General features: G+C 42.6%; 10 protein-coding genes. 1 reads left to right on the top strand and 9 read right to left on the bottom strand.

Annotated elements, in window-relative coordinates; genetic code table 11:
- Positions 1-359: 359 nt before the first annotated feature.
- The 9 genes from A3775_RS21990 to A3775_RS21950 form a co-directional block, all read right to left on the bottom strand.
- Entirely contained in the window at positions 360-629 is a 270-nt protein-coding gene (locus A3775_RS21990; RefSeq protein ID WP_066383116.1) for a hypothetical protein, read from the bottom strand.
- A gap of 244 nt (positions 630-873) precedes the next feature.
- The gene (locus A3775_RS21985; protein ID WP_066426790.1) at positions 874-3,795 is read right to left on the bottom strand and encodes a hybrid sensor histidine kinase/response regulator; all 2,922 of its coding nucleotides are present in this window, start codon (positions 3,793-3,795) and stop codon (positions 874-876) included.
- Positions 3,796-3,888: 93 nt separating this feature from the next.
- A complete protein-coding gene (locus tag A3775_RS21980) occupies positions 3,889-6,096 on the bottom strand; it encodes a methyl-accepting chemotaxis protein (RefSeq protein WP_082803824.1) in 2,208 nt (735 codons plus the stop codon).
- A 109-nt stretch (positions 6,097-6,205) separates the two neighbouring features.
- Positions 6,206-6,703 (bottom strand): chemotaxis protein CheW, encoded by a 498-nt coding sequence (locus A3775_RS21975; RefSeq protein ID WP_066383112.1) that lies wholly within the window; start codon positions 6,701-6,703, stop codon positions 6,206-6,208.
- A 4-nt stretch (positions 6,704-6,707) separates the two neighbouring features.
- Positions 6,708-7,085: a response regulator transcription factor gene (locus A3775_RS21970; protein ID WP_066383109.1), complete on the bottom strand. Its 378-nt coding sequence runs from the start codon at positions 7,083-7,085 to the stop codon at positions 6,708-6,710.
- 128 nt (positions 7,086-7,213) lie between these two features.
- The gene (locus A3775_RS21965) at positions 7,214-8,281 is read right to left on the bottom strand and encodes a response regulator (protein WP_066426789.1); all 1,068 of its coding nucleotides are present in this window, start codon (positions 8,279-8,281) and stop codon (positions 7,214-7,216) included.
- Between the two features lie 814 nt (positions 8,282-9,095).
- The gene (gene glgA, locus A3775_RS21960; protein ID WP_066426788.1) at positions 9,096-10,574 is read right to left on the bottom strand and encodes a glycogen synthase GlgA; all 1,479 of its coding nucleotides are present in this window, start codon (positions 10,572-10,574) and stop codon (positions 9,096-9,098) included.
- A 111-nt stretch (positions 10,575-10,685) separates the two neighbouring features.
- On the bottom strand, positions 10,686-11,816 hold the full coding sequence (gene recF / locus A3775_RS21955; protein ID WP_066426845.1) for a DNA replication/repair protein RecF: 1,131 nt from the start codon (positions 11,814-11,816) through the stop codon (positions 10,686-10,688).
- Between the two features lie 170 nt (positions 11,817-11,986).
- Complete coding sequence (locus A3775_RS21950; protein WP_066383099.1) at positions 11,987-14,848, bottom strand: cation-translocating P-type ATPase; 2,862 nt, start codon at positions 14,846-14,848, stop codon at positions 11,987-11,989.
- A 278-nt stretch (positions 14,849-15,126) separates the two neighbouring features.
- Between A3775_RS21950 and A3775_RS21945 the strand changes: the two genes are divergently transcribed.
- On the top strand, positions 15,127-16,797 hold the full coding sequence (locus A3775_RS21945; protein WP_066383095.1) for a transglutaminase family protein: 1,671 nt from the start codon (positions 15,127-15,129) through the stop codon (positions 16,795-16,797).
- Positions 16,798-17,108: the final 311 nt, after the last annotated feature.

The raw sequence follows: 17,108 nt of genomic DNA, 5'->3' as shown, positions 1-17,108 counted from the left end.
CCAGTGCGTTCGGTTGCAATTAATGTTTGTAGTAAGGACTTCAGTCCTTTGAGTCTTTGTGTCTTAGTGGGTAATATGAATTAGGTTCGCGCAAAGGCGAGCCAGTGCGTTGGGTTGCAATTAATGTTTGTAGTAAGGACTTCAGTCCTTTGAGTCTTTGTATCTTAGTCGGTAATATAAATTAGGTTCGCGCAAAGGCGAGCCAGTGCGTTGGGTTGCCAGACTTGTAGCAACTGGCGTGCAAAGACACAAAGGTTAAGGCTTTTGCAAGTAGTATCTTGTTAACTAAGTATCTTGTTAACTAAGGACTAAATTCCTTACTACAGTGTAGAGACGTTGCATGCAACGTCTCTACAAGCTCAAGAACTAGAAATATCATCCATTGAATTAACTCCCAGTTGCTTCTTAGCGGCTTTTAACTGTTTCCACAGGCTTTTGATTTCCTGGTATGCTTCTTGGGGAGACAGCTTCCCGTTAGTTTGCAGGTTAGTGATATAGTTCACCCGTTGGGCAAACTCTTGTAAATTGGCATTGAAGACTAAATACTCTGGCTTAAATTGACCATAATAACAACTACGCGGATAGAGAAAGTCAGAGAGGTGAGAAAGAAAATCTGATTGTTCTGACATTGCTACTTACACTTGTTGACTTTAAAAGAATTTGCAGATGGATTATGTTTCATCCATCTGCAAGTTGTGTTAATGACAATTAAGCGGAGGTATAGTAGTACAGGCTTTAGATTAGTTTCAAGCCAGACTCAGGGGATTACCAACTAGGTTGGCTCCCACTCTATACCAAGCTGACGACAAAAATATGTATTTTTAGTGACATTTTTCGGAAAAACATCCCTAGTTTCAATTACAAACTTTATTTTTATCCGAAATTACTGATAATTTCTTCTAGCGTGCGGAGTAATTCTTGCTCATTATACGGTTTAGAAAAATAAGCTTGCGCCCCTAATTGCATCGCTAGTTGTCGGTGTCTATTGCCACTCCGAGAAGTCAGCATAATCACTGGTAAATTATTCGTGCCAATGCTAGAGTTGACTTTCTCTAAGAAGCCGTAGCCGTCAAGGTGCGGCATTTCAATATCGCAAATCACAGCTTGGACTTGCAAACCATTTTCTAATTTTTCCCAGGCATCTTGACCATCTTTAGCTTGTTCTACTTGATACCCACCTTTCTCTAAAGTCAGTGCTAAAAAGCGACGCACATTAATTGAGTCATCCACAATTAAAATTGTGCCTTTGTGCTGAGTAGCGGGTGCAGGTACTTTACCACTGTTGAAAAACAGGAAGGGCGTTTTTAATGTAGCTGATGGTAGTTGATTGTTTTTCGGGGTACGCTGATGAGACGCAATCCAATAGAGCAATTCGTTGGTGTTGACTAAGGATACTACTCGCCCATCTCCCAAAATGGTACAATTACTAAAGCCTGTGGGTAGGGGGATATTGCCCTCCACTTGGCGGATAGCCACTTCTTGCTCACCCCAGCATCGATCTATTTGTATCGCCACTGGTTGATTACTTTTGACGATTAACACACTGGCGGTATTAATGGCTGGACTTGTTTCTAATTCTGGGTTATCGTAGCGGGGACAGTTAAATTCTAAATAATTACCTAGGCGGATGAATGGTAGCGTATTTCCTTGCCAGTTGATGACTTCGCTACCTGCCATTGATGATACTTGCTCGGCTTGGAATAAGAAGAGTTCCGCGACTGTATCGGTGGGGAATGCTAACAGCATTTTATTGCTTTCTACTAATAGCACTCTTGCCATAGACAGGGTAAACGGTACTGATAAGGTGAAAGTTGTTCCTACTCCTGCTTGTGTATCGACTGTGATATCACCGCGCACCAGTTTCAGGTTGTTACGAACTACATCCATCCCCACACCGCGCCCTGATAATGCGGTGACTCGTTCTGAGGTGCTAAATCCGGGTTCAAATATCAGTGACAACAGTTCTTCATCAGTGGCGTTAGCTAGTAGGGTGGCATCTATTCCCATTGCTAAAGCACGGTTGCGAATTTTCTCTAGAGAAATACCCCGCCCATCGTCACGCATGGTAATGATTGTGCGATTACTTCGGTGTGTGGCGGTAATTTCAATTAAGGCTGGTTCTGGTTTACTCAGGGCGCGACGGGTGGCGGGTTCTTCGATACCATGATCAAAGGCGTTTCTTAACAGGTGCATTAATGGGTCATTTAATGCTTCTAAAATGCTACGTTCAATTAAAGTGTCGCCGCCGATAACTCGTAACTGGACGTTTTTCCCATATTCGACATTTAAATCCCGAATGGCTCTCGGAAAACGCTCAACTAAATCCGATAGGGGACGCATACGGATCTGGTTGAGTTTTGTTTGTAATTGTTTTGATGTTTTGTTAAATTTGCGCGCGATTTGATCGGTGTCGTCTAGGCTGAGTTGAATATCTGTGGCGACTTCTTGGACTTGTACAATAGTTTCTGATACTGTTTGCGATCGCAAATTAATTGCGTTCTGTCCTAATATTTCTAAAGTATCCAAGTCATTATCTATGTTTGGGCTATGTTCGCCACTCTCAGCTAAGGATTCTCCACCTACAGGTATGAGATTTTTGGCGGTGGCTTGACGATAATTTGTCCTGAGTTCCTGATATTCTTGCTCTAAAATTCGCACGCGCTGGGTTAAATTCCTCACCAGTTTTCGCAGTTTCTCTAGTTGGGAATTCATGCCATTGCGTTGAACAATTACCTCCCCAAATAAATCATTAATTTGCTCTAGTTGTTTGCTAGGTACTCGGACTGTATTATCCTGTTGACTTTCCCTGTCTTTGGCGACTGTAATCTGTTCGGTTTTGGCTTCGCTAACTTTAGTATCTGTGAGATGATTTTCTTTTGCCAATATGGGGTAAGCTTCAATAAAATCAACCGTCGCTAGTTCATGGTTAATATGATCGTTGGTTGTGCTAGCTGGCTCAACATCTTTATCGGGAGTGATGGCGGCTGGTTTTAATTGTGTTTGAGTTGGAGTTGCTAATTGCTCAATCACTAATTTTGTGGGTAATCTATCCCGTTGATTCGTTAAAATTAACGCTTGCGATCGCCGCCATGTTTGCAGTGCTAATTGGCTAATTGCCAAGATGCGATCGCCTGGCGCATTTTCTATATGTTGCTGGATAGATGCACACAGTTCGGTGAAAGCCGTTAACTGTAACATTTCCCCCAAACCGCCTAATTCCGCCGCCATAATCGCCACTTCTTCCTGTAAGCCTGACGGTTGGCTATCAGCTAACACCGACTCTAGACGCTGCAAACATCCCTCCACCTCGGTTTCAAACAGCAAGGGAATAATATCTTGTCCCTCATCTGTAGACAGCAGAGTAGCTGCATCTTCTGGAGTAGGTTCACCCAAGCGATCGCGCAATTGCTCAAACACCGGATAACAAAAGTTAACTAACCAGTCTTCTTCTATCGCATTGCCTTCAGCCAGTAACGCCACAATTTGCCGCAACCAATCAACCCCAGAAAGCAATAAACTTTGTAATTGCGTATCAATTTCTAAAGAATTTTTCCGGGTTTTTAAAACTTTAAAACAATCTTCTAAACGATGAGCCAAATCACTTAAAACCCGAAAACCCATCATCGCTGCACCACCTTTAATAGAGTGAGCAGCCCGCAAAGCACCATTAATTTTATCTAAATCAATATGGTGACTGGTGTCAACCGCTAATAATACCCCCTCTAAGGTATTAATATAATCCGCCGCTTCTTCCAGAAATTGCATCTGGATTTCTAATTCTTTATCTTGTGACATAGTCATTAGTTATTAGTCATTAGTTATTAGTCATTAGTTATTAGTCATTTTGAATTTTGAATTTTGAATTTTGAATTTATTTTTCCCCACTTCCTAACTGACTTTAAAAGTACCAACAGTTTCTTGCAACTGGTGAGAAATTTCAACAGTTTGTTGTAGAGATTGGGAAAGTATACGCGATGAGTCACTGGTGCGTTGGGAAATCGCCGCAATATCTTGCATTAATTTACTCACAGTTTGTGATGTTTCCACCTGGGAAGTCGTAGCAGTAGAAATCGACTGAATTAAACGATCAATTTGTTGGGAAACTGCTAAAATCTGACTCAGGCTGTGTTTTGCTGCTTCCACAATCTGCGTACCCTCAACTACCTGAGTAGTACCAACCTCCATTACCTTGACTACTTCGCTGGTTTCCCGTTGAATATTCTCAACGATATACTCAATTTCTTGGGTAGCTGTGGCACTTCTAGCGGCTAACTCGCCAATTTCTTCCGCCACCACCCCAAAACCTTGCCCTTCTTCCCCTGCCCGCGCCGCTTCGATACTGGCGTTAATAGCTAACAAGTTGGTTTGGGTAGCGATTTGATTAATGATGGATACCACGCGGGAAATTTCTTGAGAAGATACCCCTAAACGTTTGACTTTCCTGGCAGTTTCACCCACAGTATCCCGCAAAGACAAAATATTGTGTACAGTCAAATCCATCGCTTGTTCACTTTTGTTAGCGGTTTGGGCGGCATGATTAGCAACCGTAGCCGCTTGTTGGGCGCAGGAGGCAACCTCTATCATGGAATTAGTCATTTTGTCAACTGCCTCTAGAGTGCGGTTGATTTCCGCCGCTTGGATAAGTGCTTCTTCGGCTAGCTGGCGAATTGCTCCCTCATTAGAACCGATGGCTGTGTTTAATTGACTCGCCGCTTGTTTGACTTGGGTGACAATATCCCGCAAATTTTCGACGATAGAGTTAAAAAAGTCAGCAACCGTACCAATTGCGCCGGCTGTCACATCAGCACGTACTGTTAAGTCGCCGCTTGCTGCCCCTTCTACACTTGTGAGCAATTCTAAAAGTTGTAATTGCAGGGTGTCTGGTGGTTGTTCGCTGTCAAAGTTAGGGATGATAAATGTTTTTTGCGTAACTAAAGTCTGTAAATGCGCCGCTACTTGGTTAATATTGGCATTTAATACCCCTAGTTCGTCTGGTGTTGCTGTCTGCAAACTAGGAGGAAATTCACCTTGACTTAGCTGTGCCAAAGCTGCATTTGCTGTGATAATCGACTGTGTGGTACGCCGTGCTAACCAAGCAGCGATCGCACCTACAACACAAGCTGTTAATATTGTCCCTATACCTATCGTCCACAGTAATTGTCTTTGTGCTGTAAATAAAACTTCTGCATCTGTGGTAAATAAAATTTGCCATTTCAGTTGTGATAATCCTTGCAGCTTTTCCGACGGCACATAATTAACTAATTCTGCTTTTTGATTAACTTGTCTGGTTGTCGTGAAACTAGCAATTTTTTGATTAGTTAGTATGGGCGATAAACCGGGATACTCGGCTGTTGCTTGTTTATTTAATAAATCTGTGACAGAACTCAGCCTAATTTTTCCTGTTGAGTCAAGCAAGCTATATGTATGTCCATTCTTGGAGTAATTTTTGATTACTGTTTCTATAGATTTTATCGGCATCCGCGCTCGCACCACCGCCAGAGTTTTATTTGTAAGTATCTCTTTAATTGGTGCGGCTATATAAATACTGGATGCTTCGGCTTGACTAATCACCAAAGAATTGGTTTGTAAAATTTTTTGAAAATATCGCTGGGATTTTTGATTATTTATAGATTTGCCTGTAGACTCAGCCACTAAATTACCTTGGACATCAAATATAGCAATGCTGTCATAGTGTTTTTTCGTTTGAATAATTTGATTGAGAAATGCTTGTTTTGCTGCATTTGTGATATTGCCACTAACTTGCTGATTAGTGAAAGATGGCAGATAAGAGAGATTTTGAATGTCTTGATAACGTTCTAACAGAAATTGGTTAACTGTATCTGCTAACCCAACAGCTTCTGTTTGCTGAGATTTAGTAATTTGCTGGGTGATTGACTTGTTGAGCAGATTATAGGCGACTGTGCCGATAGTCAATATAGGTAGTGTACCAACTGCGATCGCGAAAATTACTGCTTTTGTAGTTAAACTCAAACTTCTTAAAGATTTCACAGGATAATTCAAATATTTACTACTGGTTTGCTCATGAATAATACTGTTTATTTGTTCTGACTTACCATTCATATTTTTCGATAGCATCAACGCTGACTAACCTTGAGTATCGTCACTCTGCTCCATATCGTTTTTATGAAACCTAGTTACATTTCCTAAATCATCAATCAGAACCCTAAAACTGATTTTTCGACAATTAAATATTGTGCAGCACAGGAGAATTTACAATAGGTTGTGCATCTAACACCAAAAATATTTCTTCTGGCTGCACAACACAACCACACAAATAAGGTACTAAACTAGATGCCACCTGCCCTATAGGCGAACGAATTTCATCAGGCATCAACTTAGTCACTCCCTTAATTTCCTGCACAACTACACCCAACAACAGTGATTCTACCTTAATCACAATTACATGGTATTGCCGCAACCGATTATCTAAAGATTCTAAATTCAGCATTCTCGGCAAATCAATCGCCCAAATTATGCGACTGCGCCAATTCATTAACCCTAAAATACAGGCGGGCATATTCGGCATGGGCGTGATAGCATCCACAGGTAAAATTACCGCCTCTTGTATATAACTCATAGCTAAAATAGCCGCAGTCTGATGATTCAGTTGAAACTTGAGATAGCCATCACCTAATTGATTTTTGTTGTGATTGATATCTAGTTTAATTGGTAAATTATTCATAGATTTAAAGCACTAATGATTTAATCGCCTCCAGCAAATCTTCCCGTGTGTATGGCTTAGTGAGATAAGCATCAGCACCTTGTTTCATCGCCCACAATCGGTCAATTTCTTGATTTTTAGAACTGCAAATAACTATCGGTACTTTCTCTGTAATTTGGTTCTTTTTCAGCGAACGACACAACTCAAAACCACTCATCCCCGGCATTACTACGTCAGTCACAATTACATCAGGCTGTTGTAATAAAGCTTTTTCCATTGCTTCCTTTGCCCCAGAAGCTTTGACAACATTGTAACCGCTTTCTTGCAGATAATAGCTCATTAATTCTAACTCGCTAGGCGAATCTTCTACAATCAAAATAGTGCCAACTAAAGTTATACTCACTGCTAAATCTCCTCAAAATAATTGCCATCAATCAAATTGCAAATAGTGGGGAGTAGGGATTGAGCAATGCTAAACCCCTACTGTCGTGCTTGGCGGTGCGATTTTAGCATCGGAAATACATCCTGTCTTTACTCAAGATGTTTAAACACCATTTTCAGTAAATCGGATTGATTAAATGGCTTAGTTAAATAACCAGAAGACCTTACCATTTTTGCTCTAGCTCTGTCGATAAATCCTGTTCTACCAGTCACCATAATAATGGGTGTATTCTTAAAAGCTGAATGCCTCCTTAATAAAGAACATAATTCATAGCCATCTAAATTTGGCATTTCTACATCTAAGAGAATTAAATCAGGTTTACTCCGCAAAATTTGCATCAAAGCCTTTAATGGATCATTAATGAGAACAACAGTAAAAACCTTCTCATCTAAAAAGCTTTTGATCGAATTCAAGACTGCTTGACTATCATCAATGCAAGCAATAGTATATAAACTTTTCCTGACAGTAGACTGGCCTAACTTTTGTCCTCGATTATCTACAGCTTCAACACCATCTAATTTTGATAGTTGTTGCCCAGTTCGTGGTGATGTTTGAGTCTGCGGTGGTTGATTTGCCGACTCCACCGGAGAACTGACAGCAGTATTAGTTGAAGATTGAACACGTTGTCTATTTCGTAACTGCTTTTGACAGCATTCCACTAATAAACGCAAGTCTAAATGACAAAACTTTGGCAGTGCTTGCCAATCCGGTTCAGAATAAAACTCATAGCTTCCCTCTTTGACAACTAGAAATAATTCCAGCACTTCTTTAGCTAATTCTTCTATGAGGATAGTTGCTTGCTTAGGTGTAAGATGGTTTTGCTCAACTAACCAACAAATTGCTTGATAATCAGCATAAGGGAGGGATTGACTTTCAATCTGGGGTTGAAACATCAGGCGCATTTGTACACGAGTGGCAGTGTTGAGACTGGGAATTTTTTGACTCAACCGCCGCAGGTGATAATCAAGACGTTCAAACCCCTGTTCAGAATAAGAAGTATAAGTAAGTTTACCCTCCTCTAGATAAATTGACCAAAACGTTGCACCTGTAAATACACGCAAGCATCCAGTAGCACAACGACTGGTTAGTTGTGCTAATAAAGATATGGGATGTAGTTTTTGAGTTAACCTGTAGCTAGTTATAGGAGTTGTGCTCATGTTGCTTTTACTTCAGCTAAATTCCATACGTGTAGGCTAAATTTGTGCAGCAGCCTCACCACAATTCCTACCAAGGCTCAGTCAATAGTTTTGTATAGCTGCCAACCCAAAACCGTGAACCAGAGAGTTGTGGCTAAACTCCATGAAAACCATCAATCAGTAAGCTATGGTTATTGGAGATGCTTGTACTGAAATTAGTAGACACTGGGTTGAATTAAGTCAAAAAAAGGTAAAGACTTAAGCAAGCCAGATACCTTATCAGTCACTTTTACGCTATAACTACAGACACAACACTGTGAAATTAACAGAATTTAACTCAGTTTTTATCCGTATTTCCGCGTAAACCAAAAAACTCATTGACTCAATGTCACCCGAATTTATCTACTAATTCCGCAAAATTGCGGTAATTTTCGCGAAAAAACCATAAATATGGCCTCAAATACTGCTGACGCGTCTCTATAGTTCCCTATTCCTGAGCTAATATTTATCCAGCCATACAAAATTCAACAGTTCAATTGCTGTATTCTGTCATTGAACCGTGATTCGGGACACTTCGATTGTGCCTTCCCGATCAAAAATTTCCAAAATGTAGGGTGCGTCAGTGCGAGTCAACCTCACTATACCCAGACAATGTTCCTCTGACGCACCCTACTAATGTGCTTCGATTGTGCCTTGCCGATCAAAAATTTCCAAAATGTAGTCCAAAATGTAGGGTGCGTCAGTGCGAGCCAACCTCACTATACCCAGACAATGTTCCTCTGACGCACCCTACTAATGTGCCAGTTGCGTAAGTCCTGTATTAATTAACCCTGACTTACCACTGATATCTAATCCAGTCGTAAATATCTAAGTATTCTCCTCCTGGATGATTCCATGAATTGTCATATTTCATACCTTGGATAGCTAGCTGGCGGAATGCGTCAGGAGACTGATACCACAAATCAATGGCGCGATTCATCGCTGATTCTAAAGCATCGTGATCAGTTTGATGGAATACATAGCCGTTACGTTTTTCTGGTGGGATATTTTGGTCGTAGTCTCGATCAAATACTGTATTTACCAGTCCACCCACACCGCGCACAATCGGTACTGTGCCGTACTTCAAACCGATCATTTGTGTTAAGCCACAGGGTTCGTAATTGCTAGGGACAATAATCATATCTGCCCCAGCATAAATTAAGTGAGATAATTCTTCATTAAAACCTAGTTCTAAATGAACATCAGGATTGCTACTTAAAAATTGTTTTTCATGCTGAAAATGTGCATTGATTCCGGCTTCTGTGGCAGAACCTAGTAATACAAATTGCGCGCCTTTATTAAGAGCATGATAAATGGCATGATGGACAAGATGCACACCTTTTTGATGGTCTAATCTACCGATGTAAGCAATGAGTGGTTTATCACTCTGTCCTAGCATCAGCCGTTCCCGCAAAGCTTTTTTGTTATACAGTTTTTGTTCAAAATCTTCTTGATTATAGTTATGGGGAATGTAACGGTCAGTTTCTGGATTCCAAAAATCGTAATCAATACCGTTCAGCACGCCACGGAATTTGTCACGGTGTAAATGCAAAGTATGACCTAAACCACAACCTACTTCTGTGTATGCTGCTTCCCAGGCGTGTTGGGGTGAAACTGTGGTGATTGCATTAGAGTAGACAATACCCGCTTTCATGTAGTTAATAGCAAAGGGGTTAAAGTTGTCTTGCAGTTTATCGTATTGGAAGTAGTACGACTCCCGATTTAAGTTTGTCGCCCAGAGTGTCTGCACACCACCAATTCCCTGATGCTTAAAGTTGTGGATGGTGTAACAAACTCTTTGATGTGCCATGCCATGATATTTGTAAATCTCATACAGCATCACGGGAACTAAGCCTGTTTGCCAGTCATGACAATGGATGATATCTGGGCGTTTGTTGCTTTGCAGGAGAAATTCTAAAGCGGCTTTGCTGAAGAAGGCAAAGCGCATATTATCATCATCACAACCGTAATAGCAGCCACGATTAAAGAAGTTATCTTGGGAATGGGGTTCTATAAAGAAACACAGCCTTCCATGTACCCAACCGCAATACACAGTGCAGTGAATTGCGCCGCCATACCAGGGTACCCACAGGTTTAAGTAGGCTTCGTGCAGTCCCCAAATATGGTCATAGCGCATACAATCATATTTAGGTAAAATCAGTTCGACACAATTACCCCTGATTTCTAATTCCCGACTCAAGCCGTAGACAACATCCCCCAAACCTCCTGCTTTAATTACAGGAGCGCATTCCGAGGCAATCTGTACAATGTACATTCGTAGTCCTCGCTTTACAAAAATTTATTTTTACTATACATATCAGTATATGCAAGATTTACTCATTGACAATCGACTCTTTGAATGATAAACACTTATCTGTTCAAGGTTTCATAACATCCCATCTGTGGGATAGATTTCTCCGGCTTTGACATGGAGAATCTGCGAGGATTTCAACCACTGGGAATCAAATGAACTGAGATGTGTGGTAGTAATTAAGGTTTGAAAACGGTCTTGAATGGCATCGAGTAATTGATTTTGGCGAAAGGGGTCTAATTCGGCGAGAACGTCGTCTAGCAGGAGTAAGGGCGGCTCTTTGACGACTTCTTCAATTAACTGTAATTCTGCTAGTTTGAGTGCTAATACTAGGGTGCGCTGTTGTCCTTGTGAACCGTAAAGGCGGGCTGGTGTTTGATTGATGGTTAATTCTACTTCGTCACGATGCGGCCCTACAAGGGTAGTACCTCGGTAGAGTTCGGCTTGGGCGCGCTGTTGGATTTTTGTTAAAAAGGCTTGCTGTATGGTTTCGGGTTGGTTTTGGGTGATGGGAATATTGGGGGCGTAGTTAATTTGTAACACTTCTGTACTGCCGCTTATACTGGCGTGCCAAGCAGCAGCGAGGGGTGCAAGTCGTTGCAGGGCGCGATCGCGTCTTCTAATTACTCTTGTGCCTGTAGTCGCTAACTGGGCATCCCAAATCGCCAAGGCTGATTGATCAACGCTGGTGGCTGAGTCGGGAATAGTTTTTAAGTAAGCGTTACGTTGGCGTAACACATGATTATATTGGTAGAGAATGTGAGCATAAACTGGCTCTAGCTGAACTAAGAGAGTGTCTAACCAGTTACGCCGGACTTCAGGACTACCACGCACCAATTCTAAATCCAAGCTGGAAAATTCAACGGCGTTGAGGACTCCTAAAAAGTCCATTTGTCGCCGCACAGACTCGCCATTGATGGCAACACTGCGGCGACCGTTACGCCGCAGTGTTAAACTCAGGTCACTCACGCCGATTTGCCGTTCTAGGATGGCGTGAATTTGGGCTACTGGTTCACCTTCTTGGACAAAATCGCGATCGCGTGCCATCCGATGCGATCGCAATGTTGCCAGTAACTCGACTGCTTCCAATAAATTTGACTTACCCTGAGCATTATTCCCCACCAAAATCGTTTTAGCAGCAGTAAATTCCACCTTTTGCTCTTGGTAGTTGCGAAAATGCCGGAGGTGTAGAGTTTTCAGGTACATAATGGGGATTGGGGATTGGGGACTGGGGCATGGGGCATGGGGCATGGGGAAAAATTCTTCCTTGTCTACCTTGTCTCCCCCATCTCCCCCATCTCCCTCATCCCCCTCATCTCCCCCATCTCCCTCATCCCCCTCATCTCCCTCATCTCCCTCATCCCCCTCATCCTCCTCTAAACGCTTCTCTTGCCTGTAAAGCGGAAGAATATCTTCTCTGCTTCAATCCAGACAAACATTAAAGCACTGAAACCGAAACAAATCGCTAACTCTGTGGGAGGTAGCCAGTGAGTACCAAAGAATGCGCGCAGGGGTGGAACGTAAATCAACATCAACTGCAAAATTGTCGTCACAACTACAGCCCATAAGACAAAGGGATTAGAAAGGGGATTCATCTCTATGGTGAGTTGATTATTCGAGCGAATGGCTATAGCATGACCCATCTGAGCAAGACACAGAGAAGTGAATACCATTGTCTTCCATCGCTCAGGATCGAGTCCTGCCCCTGAGAATGTTTGAACATGAGAGTAAGCCCACTGCATCAAAATAATTGTAATGATGGCGAAAATAATCCCGATGCGTATCATGTAAGAACCCAAACCCCTAGCGAAAATACTCTCACGAGGACTGAAGGGGGGACGCTTCATTACGTCTGGTTCTGGGGGTTCTACGGCTAAGGCTAAGGCTGGTAAACCGTCGGTGACTAAGTTCATCCACAAAATTTGTAATGGTGTCAGGGGAACACCACCTAAGCCTAAAAGCGGGGCGGAAGCAATGGTGAGAACTTCACCGATGTTACTGCCCAGGATGTATTTAATAAAGCGGCGAATATTAGTGTAAACTACTCTACCTTCTTTCGTGGCGGCGACAATGGTGGCGAAGTTGTCATCTAGAAGTACCATGTCGCTGGCTTCTTTACTGACATCTGTACCCGTGATGCCCATTGCAATCCCAATGTCAGCTTGTTTGAGGGCTGGGGCATCGTTGACACCATCCCCAGTCATGGAAACAAATCTACCCCGACGCTGTAGGGCTTGCACAATTCTCAGTTTGTGTTCTGGGGCTACCCGTGCATAAATGCTTACTAGGTCTACTTGCTGTTCTAGTTCCTGGTCGCTCATGCGTTGTAATTCTTGCCCGGTGAGAACTCTGTCACCTTCTTGGGCAATACCTAAATCAGTGGCGATCGCTCGTGCGGTTAATTGATGGTCGCCTGTAATCATTACCGGACGTATACCCGCTTCTCGACATTCCTGCACCGCCGCCCTAACTTCTGGACGGGGTGCATCGAGCATTCCTACCAAACCCAGCCAAACTAAATTTTGTTCTGAGGTTTCATCTGAACCTTCTGGCGGATTTTCTAACAGAGGTTTGTAGGCGAAACCTAACACCCGTAAACCTTTACTCGCCATTTGGTCATTTTCTGCCAAAATTTGGCTACGTTGGGCTTCATTGAGTGGTGTTGAGTTTGTGCCTGTATAAATCTCAGTGCAACGTGCCAGAATTAACTCTGGTGAACCTTTGGTAAACATGACATAAGGTTCAGAGTTTACCAAGTTGGCGATCGCTGGATCAACTGCGGTCAAGGACTGTTCCCCGGTGGCGACTTGTTCCACCTGGGAAATCACGCTCATCCGCTTGCGTTCTGAGGAAAAGGGAAATTCATTGACACGGGGTAATTTACTATTCCATTGGTCTTTTTCAATACCAACTTTTCCTGCCAGTGTCATTAAAGCCCCCTCGGTGGGGTCGCCTAAAATCGCCCATTCTCCTTGTTCTTTTTGCAGTACCGAGTCGTTACAAATAGCACAGGCAACTGATAAAGCGGCAATTTCGGGATAATCTTCTGCGTCGATGGTGTTACCGTCTAACTGAAACTCACCTACAGGCGCGTAACCTTCTCCTGTCACCCGAAATCTTTTGTCATTAGTGTAAACCGACTGCACGACCATTTTATTTTGAGTCAGCGTCCCGGTTTTATCAGAACAGATAGTAGTGACAGAACCCAAAGTTTCCACCGCCGGTAATTTGCGAATTAAGGCGTTGCGTTTTACCATGCGCTGAGTTCCCAGTGCTAAAGTCACGGTAATCACGGCGGGTAAACCTTCTGGTACTACCGCTACCGCCATACTCAAGGACACTTCTAACAGTTCTTGTAAATTGCTAAAGCCTCGCGCTTGGATAGTACCACCGATAACGACAATCGCCACCAATATTAAAGAACCTGAGACTAGGACATTACCTAGTTGTGTCATCCGTTGCTGTAGGGGGGTAGGTTCGCTTTCCACCGACTGCAACATGGCGGCAATTTTACCGATTTCGGTTTGCATACCAGTGTTAGTCACCAGCACTTTACCGCGCCCTTGGACAACTTCTGTACCTTGGAAAACTAAATTAATGCGATCGCCTAAAGATGTATCTTCTGGTAGTTGTATAGTAGCTTGTTTATTAACTGCTTCTGCTTCACCTGTGAGTGCTGACTCGCGCACCTGCAAATTAGCTTGTTCAATTAAACGCCCATCGGCGGATATTTGTACCCCAGCTTCTACCAGCATCACATCCCCTGGGACTATATCCTTAGCGGCTACATCCTCCAGTTTGCCGTTGCGGATGACTCGCACTAAGGGAGAAGCCATTTTTTTGAGTGCGGCTAGGGCTTGTTCGGCGCGACTTTCCTGCACATAGCCCAGGATACCATTGAGAATGACAATGGCTAAGATAGCGATCGTATCTTTAAATGGTACTTCCCCAGGCTTGAGTTGCCCAGCTTGCCAAGCCAGGAAATCTAACAACCCAGAAATGAAAGCCACAGCAATCAGCATCAACAACATAATGTTTTTGAACTGATCAATGAGAATCTCCCACGCGCTGCGGCCGCCATGTTCTTCTAGTTCATTAGGGCCATATTTTTGCAGCCGCTTTTCAACTTCTGGGGTTGTTAAGCCACTGTCTGCATTACTATCGAGCAGTTCTAGTGCTTTATCAACTTCCAAACTATGCCAAATTGCGACACCTTCAGGCAAAGAATTAGCAGACATTGTGTAAGTCACAGGAAATAGTTACAGAATTCGATCATAATCTTAGTGGAGGCTGGAAAACCATCCACTAAAGTTACATTACAACTGTTGCCAAGCTGTATAAGGATGAAATGTAATTCTCCTCAAGTGCTGACTGTTTGGCTGAAACTGTATGTATTATTTCCTAAGCTAGAGTGATTTAAAAAACATTGTTCCCATAATCAGTATGAATCTGACAGTTGCAAATTCGGTGAAAAACAATATGCCACAATATATTAAGGGAGTGCTAAACCGTTAATATGAGTTTTGCACCCATTAGTTTGACAGCAAGCCAAATGTTTGGGCAAAGGACAATTAGACCATTGACTGCTGCTAATCTATGCGGCATTGCGTTTATTCAAGATAAACTGATTGCGATTGATACTATTAAGGGACATTTATTAGAAATTGACCCTCATACCGATAATAGTAAAATTCTCAACCCTCACCAAACTAAAGAATTTAGTGAGGTGAGAGGTTTAGCTGTTTGGGAAGATACACTTTGGGTAACTCGTGGTAACAGTGTTTATTTATCCAAGCTTTCCGCTTGGGGTTTAGAGCATTTTGCCACCTTGCCTTATGCTGCCGATGGTGTTGCTGTTTGGGATTCAACTGTTTATATCAGTTGTCAAAGAATAGGCTACATCCTGATTTATGACCGTGATAGCCGCAAAGAGATTACTAGATTTTATACTCCCGGCGTAGGGATACAGAATTTAGCAGTCTGTGGGGAAACTTTGTGGATTTGCGATCGCACAGAACAAACAGTTTACGCGATGGACAGGGCAACTGGCGAAGTTAAATTTAGTGTCTTAACACCTTTTGATTCGCCTACAGGCATAGCAGTACATCTAGATAGCGAAACGGGTAAACAAAGTCTGTTTGTTGCCTATGCTGGTGAAGAGCCGTATATTCGGGATAACCCTAATGCTGATCCGAATCATGAATTAACATATCGCGATCGCACTTTTATTCATCCCCTGTATTATCATCACCAGCCAGACCAAAAATACGCCCTTTCTAACGGCTATCTCATCGAAATGTCCTATGCTGAGGAAATCGCCCCCTTAGAAGAAGTATATTTGCCTGATGTCGAATGGCGAATTGCTCTCCCCTCAGACACCGAACGTCAAAAACTCCAACACGTTGAACCCATCGGTATACCTTTTACAGAAGAAATCATTGATGGACAACGGGTAGCAGTGTTTAAATTCGATGCACTCACCCCCGGAGAACGTCATGTATTTGGCTGGAAAGCATTAGTAGAAGTACGAGGAATTAAGTATCGTATCACACCCAGAGATGTCGAAGATATTCCTGAAATACCAGAGGAATTTGAAACCCGCTACTTAGTGGATAATGACGATTTAGCAATGGACACCCCCATTGTCCGCCGTGCTGCCCGTGATGCTGTAGGCTCAGAAACAAATCTTTTGCGGAAAATGTACAATATCCGCAACTACGTTTATGATGAGTTATCCTATGGCATTAAACCCTACATCGATACACCAGATATTGTCTTAGAAAGAGGTGTAGGCTCTTGTGGTGAGTATGTGGGTGTATTATTGGCACTTTGTCGTTTAAATGGGATACCATGCCGCACCGTCGGCAGGTATAAATGCCCTCCTTATGGCGAACATCAAGGAGTGCCACTGCATCCAGATTTTAATCATGTCTGGTTAGAATTCTACATACCGGGGATTGGTTGGTTGCCAATGGAATCTAATCCCGATGATTTGGGTAATGATGGCCCCTATCCAACTCGCTTTTTCATGGGCTTATGCTGGTATCACATAGAAATTGGCAAAGGTATTTCTTTTGAAACCCTGAGTAGTCAAGGTGTCAGATTAACCAAAGAAGATATCTCTATAGGTGAGTTGGCAATTAATCATATTAGGTTTACGATTCTCAAAGAATTGCCACCTTTTTAATTTTCACCCACCTACACACATCTTACACCTGTTCCTTAATGATAATTTTTGTAGGGTGGGCATTGCTTGCAAGTTGTTCAAACCCTTAGTTTTAGGTTGTTGGGTGTGCATCGCCTGGAGCTTATTGAGAATGGTGTAAGATATGACTGTCAACTCACGCGCAATTCATGAGGACACTTGCGTGGGCGGGTTTCCCGACTTGAGCAAAGTGTCCGTCTCAACACTTCCGCTATCGCGGTAAGCGTGAGGCTTCTTGCTGTTCAAGCTAAACCCCTACTACCTTGATTTTTAATCAATTTTGAATTGTAAAT

This window comes from Anabaena sp. 4-3 (assembly GCF_001597745.1).
In the GTDB taxonomy this organism is placed as follows: domain Bacteria; phylum Cyanobacteriota; class Cyanobacteriia; order Cyanobacteriales; family Nostocaceae; genus Trichormus.
Note: the sequence above shows the minus strand (reverse complement) of the source record. Positions and strands in the feature narration are given on the sequence as shown.